General features: G+C 45.1%; 7 protein-coding genes. 4 read left to right on the forward strand and 3 right to left on the reverse strand.

Features of this window, described 5'->3' with window-relative positions:
- The 3 genes from gatB to gatC form a co-directional block, all read right to left on the reverse strand.
- The coding region (gatB, locus tag A3735_RS21950; RefSeq protein ID WP_068638642.1) for an Asp-tRNA(Asn)/Glu-tRNA(Gln) amidotransferase subunit GatB at positions 1-1,378 on the reverse strand (1,378 nt) is incomplete at its 3' end.
- Between the two features lie 15 nt (positions 1,379-1,393).
- Positions 1,394-2,851 (reverse strand): Asp-tRNA(Asn)/Glu-tRNA(Gln) amidotransferase subunit GatA, encoded by a 1,458-nt coding sequence (gatA, locus tag A3735_RS21955; protein WP_068507573.1) that lies wholly within the window; start codon positions 2,849-2,851, stop codon positions 1,394-1,396.
- Positions 2,852-2,932: 81 nt separating this feature from the next.
- Complete coding sequence (gatC, locus tag A3735_RS21960; protein ID WP_068507575.1) at positions 2,933-3,220, reverse strand: Asp-tRNA(Asn)/Glu-tRNA(Gln) amidotransferase subunit GatC; 288 nt, start codon at positions 3,218-3,220, stop codon at positions 2,933-2,935.
- 273 nt (positions 3,221-3,493) lie between these two features.
- Between gatC and A3735_RS21965 the strand changes: the two genes are divergently transcribed.
- The 4 genes from A3735_RS21965 to A3735_RS21980 all read left to right on the forward strand — a co-directional run.
- Positions 3,494-4,531 (forward strand): rod shape-determining protein, encoded by a 1,038-nt coding sequence (locus tag A3735_RS21965; RefSeq protein ID WP_068507576.1) that lies wholly within the window; start codon positions 3,494-3,496, stop codon positions 4,529-4,531.
- Positions 4,532-4,552: 21 nt separating this feature from the next.
- Positions 4,553-5,470: a rod shape-determining protein MreC gene (mreC, locus tag A3735_RS21970; RefSeq protein ID WP_068507578.1), complete on the forward strand. Its 918-nt coding sequence runs from the start codon at positions 4,553-4,555 to the stop codon at positions 5,468-5,470.
- Complete coding sequence (mreD, locus tag A3735_RS21975; RefSeq protein ID WP_068507580.1) at positions 5,467-5,946, forward strand: rod shape-determining protein MreD; 480 nt, start codon at positions 5,467-5,469, stop codon at positions 5,944-5,946. Before mreC ends, mreD begins: the two co-directional genes overlap by 4 nt.
- An 80-nt stretch (positions 5,947-6,026) precedes the next feature.
- Positions 6,027-7,135 (forward strand): Rne/Rng family ribonuclease (locus tag A3735_RS21980; RefSeq protein ID WP_068638644.1); only part of this gene is annotated, 1,109 nt, incomplete at its 3' end.

The raw sequence follows: 7,135 nt of genomic DNA on the forward strand, positions 1-7,135 counted from the left end.
TTAAAGGCCCCATAAATCCGCCCATAAGCTTTTTACGCTTTTTGTCATCGGCCTCTTTATACTGTGCAATCTGATCAGCCATGCCAGCGAGTACTTCGTCAACCAATGCTTCTAGCGCACCGGTATCAGATACCTGCTTTAGACCTTGTGATTCAATAATTGCGTCAACATCATCACCAGATTTTTCCCAAAGTGTATTGAATACTTTCTTTGCACCTGAAGACGACAAAGTGTTGTCTTTAACTCTAAGCACCAGTTGCCCAAGTTGCTCTGCACTGNTAGGAGAATCTTTTAAGGAGATGCTGTCGCTGTTGAGTCGCGCGCTTAGCTCTCCCATTGTCCAGTTGGCAGAAAGCTTAGCGTCACCTGAAATGCTACTGGCTGTCTCGAAATAATGAGAAAGGTCTGCCTGTGCTGAGATCAAGCCTGCATCGTAACTTGATAAGCCGTATTCGGCGCAGAACCTTGCCTTTCGTGCATCAGGAAGCTCTGGCATCTCAGTTTTAATCTGATCAATAAACTCGTCAGACAATTCGACAGGAAGCAGGTCAGGGCATGGGAAGTAGCGGTAATCGTTTGCTTCTTCTTTGCTACGCATGGAGCGGGAGATATCTTTCTCTCCATCGTATAAGCGGGTCTCTTGCGTGATGCTGCCGCCATCTTCAAGAATATCTATCTGACGCTCAACCTCAAGGGCGATCGCCTTTTCCATGAAGCGGAAGGAGTTAAGGTTCTTGGTTTCGGTTCGTGTACCAAGCTCTTCCTGACCTTTGGGGCGTACCGAGATATTGACGTCAAAGCGCATTGAGCCTTGTGACATTTCACCGTCACAGATGCCAAGAGAGGTAACAATTGAGTGTAGTTTTTTGGCAAAGGCGACTGCTTCTTCACTATTGCTGATATCAGGCTCTGACACGATTTCAATAAGCGGTGTTCCCGCGCGGTTCAGATCTATGCCTGACATGCCATGGTAATCTTCATGAAGCGATTTACCGGCATCTTCTTCAAGGTGAGCGTGATGGATACGAACAGACTTCTTGCTGCCGTCCTCTAGTTCAATTTCAACAACACCAGGGCCAACGATCGGCAGGTCTAGCTGCGTGGTCTGGTAACCCTTGGGCAAGTCTGGGTAAAAATAGTTTTTACGTTCGAAAACCGAGCGTTTACCGATTTCTGCGTCGATAGCCAAGCCGAACATAACGGCGTAACGAAAGGCTTGCTCATTTGGTACAGGCAAGGTGCCAGGCAAGGCTAGGTCAACTTCGTTTGCCTGAGTGTTTGGCTCTGCGCCATAGGCAGTAGAAGAGCCGGAAAATATTTTCGTTTTGGTGGCGAGCTGGACGTGAACTTCAAGCCCGATTACTGTTTCCCATTGCATAGTGTTTCTCCAGGCTTAAATGTTCTGTGGTGCTAAGGTGTGCCAATCGGTAACTTGTTGGAACTGATGCGCGACGTTAAGCATACGTTGTTCGTCGAAGTAGTTACCAATAAGTTGCATGCCAATAGGCAGACCATTTAATAAGCCTGCTGGAAGTGACATGCCAGGCAGCCCGGCGAGGTTGGTTGAAATAGTAAAGATATCTTCAAGATACATTTTTACAGGGTCATCACCTTTGGAATTAAAGCCAAATGCTTCCGACGGAGAGGTTGGGCCTAAGATCAAATCAACTTCTTCAAAGGCGCTGACGAAGTCATTCTTAATTAAACGGCGAACCTGCTGTGCTTTTCTGTAATAGGCATCGTAGTAGCCGGCGGATAGGGCGTAAGCACCTATTAGAATACGTCGTTTAACTTCATCGCCGAAGCCTTCAGAGCGGGTGCGCTGATACATGTCCATCAGATCTTTCGGGTCGTCACAACGGTGCCCAAAGCGAACGCCGTCAAAGCGTGACAAGTTTGCAGAACATTCTGCTGGCGCAATCACGTAGTAGGCCGGTACTGACAGGTCAGAATGTGGTAGCGACACTTCTTTAAACGTCGCTCCCAGCTTTTCCAGCTCCTTAATAGCGGTTTGCAATACATCCTGCAATTCAGCGCTTAAGTGCTCGTTGAAAAACTCTTTTGGTAGACCAATTCGGAGGCCTTCAAGTGAGTTATTCAAGTTCGCTGTGTAGTCTGGTACTTCGCGGTCTAGGCTGGTTGAGTCCTTGGCGTCATGTCCTGCAAGCACGTTCAGCATCATTGCCGCATCTTCTGCAGTGAGAGCCATCGGGCCAGCTTGGTCAAGACTTGATGCGAAGGCAATCATTCCGTAGCGTGAAACACGGCCGTAGGTTGGTTTTAATCCGGTTAAGCCGCAAAGAGAAGCAGGCTGGCGAATAGAGCCGCCGGTATCGGTTGCGGTTGCTATTGGCACAAGTCGAGCGGCAACGGCAGCTGCTGAACCGCCAGATGAACCACCGGGTACAAGTTGCTCTTCTTGGCTCCAAGGGTTGATAACTTTGCCAAAATAACTTGTCTCGTTAGATGAGCCCATCGCGAATTCATCCATGTTTGTTTTACCTAAACAAACTGCGCCCGCATTTTTAAAATTGCTGACGATGGTGGCGTCATAAGGCGGAATAAAGTTATCTAGCATTTTTGAGGCGCAGGTAGTTAACACGCCTTCGGTGCAGAAGATGTCCTTATGTGCAAAGGGAATACCTGTCCAGGGTGTTGCCTTGCCGCTTGCGATAATCTCATCGGCTGCTTTCGCCTGTGCAAGCGCTTGTTCTTCGGTAACGGTAATGAAACTATTATATTGGCCGTCAAGCTTCTTGATTCTGTCTAGAAAGTATTGGCTGAGCTCGAGGCTTGAAAACTCGCCGCTAGCAAGCCCTGTTGATAATTGTTTTACAGTTTTGTTTAGCATGTTTAGTTAGCTTTCGAATAGAGTGAATGTTGTGCTATCGATAATAATGTGATGTTGCTAATGGATAGGTGGACGTTCACCTTACTCAATAACCTTTGGCACAAGAAATAAACCGTCTTCAGTGTTGGGGGCGACAGTTTGGAGCTTTTCTCTTTTATCGCTTTCAGTGACAACATCTGGACGTAGAACCTGTACAGCATCCATTGGGTGAGCCATTGGTGGAATGTCTTCAGTATTGGCATTTTGTAGCTGATCAACCAATGACAGAATATTTGTTATATCGTTACTGATTTTCTCAACTTTATCGTCTTCGATATGAAGCCGAGCCAGGTGAGCAATTTTATTGATGTCTTCTGGATCGATGGACATGTTAATCCTCAAGCGTTGTCTTTTCTGGAGCATCAATTCGAAGCCACAGATTAGGTGTTAGGTAATTAAAAAATTGCCGCCATAATATCAGGAATAATTCCGGCCAGACAAATAAGAGGGGTTAATTAAATCGTATTGTTTAATATATGTTCAGAAATGGGGTAAATTAGCTTTAATTATCGTTCATTTTTCAATTCCGTCTTGCTCTATATAGGTACCGTTGTTAAAGTTGCTCGATTATTTTCTACGAATTGTTTAGGTTGATCTCACACCATGTTTAAAAAGATCCGAGGCTTATTTTCCAGCGATTTATCTATTGACCTAGGGACAGCTAATACGCTTATTTATGTTAGGGAACGAGGCATTGTTCTGGATGAACCTTCTGTAGTCGCTATTCGTAGCAACGGAGCGCAAAAAACAGTTGCAGCGGTTGGTGCTGAAGCAAAGCGTATGCTTGGTCGTACTCCTGGTAATATCACAGCAATTCGCCCATTGAAGGATGGAGTTATTGCAGACTTCGTTGTGACTGAAAAGATGTTGCAGCACTTTATTCACAAAGTTCACGAAAACAGCTTTATAACACCTAGCCCGCGTGTTTTGGTTTGTGTACCGAGTCGTTCAACTAAAGTTGAGCAAAAGGCCATACGCGAGTCTGCTCTAGGTGCAGGTGCCCGTGAAGTTTATTTGATTGAAGAACCAATGGCTGCTGCGATTGGTGCCGGTTTACCCGTTGAAGAAGCAAGTGGCTCTATGGTCGTTGATATTGGTGGTGGTACGACTGAAATTGCCATCATTTCTCTAAACGGCATTGTTTATGCTGACTCAGTAAAAGTTGGTGGTGACCGCTTTGATGAAGCAATTGTTACTTATGTTCGTCGTAACTACGGCAGCCTAATTGGTGATACCACTGCAGAGAAGATTAAACAGGAAGTCGGTTGTGCATACGAAGGTCTTGAACTTCGAGAGATCGATGTACGTGGTCGCAATCTGGCAGAAGGTGTGCCTCGTGGCTTTACCTTGAACAGTGAAGAAATCCTCGAAGCGCTACAAGAGTCATTATCTGCGATTGTACAGGCAGTGAAAGGGGCTTTAGAGCAGTCACCTCCAGAGCTTGCATCAGATATTGCCGAGCGTGGTATTGTCCTGACAGGTGGCGGATCATTGCTCCGAGGTCTTGATCGACTTTTAAGTGAAGAAACAGGCCTTCCTGTTATTGTCGCAGAAGACCCGCTTACCTGCGTTGCTCGTGGTGGTGGTAAAGCAATCGAATTGATCGATAATAGCTCGGATGGCTTATATCCAATTGAATAAAAAGCTGGGTAACATTGAGTAATGAAACTTGGCGCTTCTGATAAAACAATTTTTGTTCAAGGCCCTTATCTCGTATACAGGTTAATTCTAGCATCAGTCGTATCACTCTTATTGATATTCATTGATGTTAGATTTAGCTATCTAGACCCTGTTCGTGGAGTAATAAGCTCTGCGTTAACACCGGTTCACTGGTTGAGTGATTTACCGGTTTCTATTAGTGAAGGCTTGAGTGAAAGCTTTACGAGCCGTTCCGATCTCCAAGAAAAAATCGATTTAATGGAATCCCGCATGTTGGTGCTTGAGCGCAAAGCTCAAAAACTCGCATCAGTAACGGCTGAGTTAAATCGCTTGCGTGAGCTACTGAATGCTTCTCGCATTGTTGACGATGGTGTCGTTGTTACCGAAATGATCGGTGTTAGCCCTGATTCTGACAATCAATACATCTTGCTTAACAAGGGCAGTCAAGACAGGGTTTATCTCGGTCAGGCCGTTCTTGATTCACAGGGATTGATGGGGCAAGTGGTTGAAGTAAATGAATTTACCAGCCGGGTCCTACTTATCTCTGATAGTCGTCATGCGGTTCCTGTCCAAGTAAATAGAAATGGTGTTAGGGCGATTGCTTATGGTGTTGGGGCGCTCGACTATCTTGAGCTAGGAAATGTTCCAGATACCTCTGATATTGAGGTGGGTGATCTTTTGGTAAGTTCTGGTCTAGGGGGGCGCTTCCCGGAAGGCTATCCAGTGGCAAGGATTAGCCAGATATCGCACCATGATGGACGCTCCTTTGCAGAGGTTCGCGCCAGGCCTGAAGCACAGTTGAATAGAAGTCGTCTCTTGCTTTTGGTGTTTAAAGAGGGGCAAAACGATAGTACCGTCATCGATGAGAATAAAGAACAATCTAGTACTAAGCAGCATGCGTCTGACGAGGTAAACGAATGACTCAGTCGAGAGTAAGTTGGGTGGCCGTTGCATTGTCTTTCGCCGCAGCTGCCGTATTGGAATTGTTAGCAATGCCGCAAATGCTACTTGCCTTTCGTCCTGAGTGGATGGTATTGACTTTGATATACTGGTTATTGAGGCACCCCGAACGTATTGGTCTGTTTTCTGCTTTTATTGTGGGCGCAATCATGGATGTGCTGTCAGGTACTTATCTCGGTATTCATATAATTGCTTGCTGTATCGTCTCTTATTTGGTTTTGACGATGCATCAACGCTTAAAAATGTTTCCGGTACTACAGCAGTCCTTGGTAATATTTTTTATTATCGGAATTTTGTTGATGATTGTGATGACTATCAGAGGAGCGCTTGGCGCTGTCGATAATAATATGTCTTATCTGGGAGCTGCACTATCAAGCGCCTTAGTTTGGCCTTTTGTATTAATTTTCACCGACCGTCTTGTTTTTGCATTGCGATAATAAAAAAACGCTTTGATATGCCGCTTCGTTTCAATAGCTGCTAATCTTATTATTTTGACAGGAAAGTTTCAGGTAGTGCTATGAGTGAAGAGCTTTTAATTAACGTTACGCCGGTTGAAACTCGTGTAGCGCTTGTAGAAAACGGAATGCTGCAAGAAGTGTATATCGAGCGTTCAAGTTGTCGTGGCTTCGTTGGTAATATCTACAAAGGAAAAGTAGTCCGTGTGCTTCCTGGAATGGAGGCTGCATTTGTTGATATTGGTCTTGAGCGCGCCGCATTTATACACGTTTCTGATATCACCTCTAACCCACAAGTCGGTGAAACTGGCGAAAGTGAGAATAATGCAGATATCGCATTATTGTTGCGCGAAGGTCAAGAGCTTGTTGTTCAAGTCATCAAGGATCCCATTGGTACGAAAGGTGCCCGTTTAACCACTCAGCTGTCAATTGCTAGCCGTTACTTGGTTTATATCCCAAGTGTTTCACATATTGGTATATCTCAACGTATCGAAGATGAAGTAGAGCGAGAGCGTTTAAAGCAGCTTGTTTTGAATTGTCAGGTAGATAACGAAGAGGCAGGCTCGGGCTTTATTGTGCGTACTGCGGCCGAAGGTGCAGGAGAAGATGAGTTTACGGCAGATATAAAGTTCCTGGAGCGCCTTTGGAAAAAACTAAAGCAGCGAATCAAAGAGAACGCAATTCCATCTGTTGTCTATCAGGATTTGCCGCTGTTTACACGTGCGATAAGAGATCTGGTAAAGCCTCAAACCGAGAAAATTAGAATCGATTCAAAAGAAAGTTATGGGATTGTAAAGGAGTTCTCCGAAAACTTTCTCATTGATGTTAGTAAGCGGCTTGAGTATTACCCAGGTGAACGACCTGTATTCGATTTATATAATGTTGATGATGAAATTCAGAAGGCGCTGGGAAAAAAGGTTCAACTTAAGTCTGGTGGCTATCTAATCATTGATCAAACCGAAGCTATGACCACGATTGATGTGAATACCGGCGGTTTTGTCGGGCATCGTAATCTTGAAGAGACCATATTCAAGACCAATCTCGAAGCTGCAAGGACCATTGGTAGGCAATTGCGCTTAAGAAATCTTGGCGGGATTATCATTCTCGACTTCATCGATATGGAGGATGAGGAACATAAGCGCCAGGTTCTACGAATGTTAGAGAAAATGCT

It is taken from the genome of Oleiphilus sp. HI0061 (genome assembly GCF_001635675.1).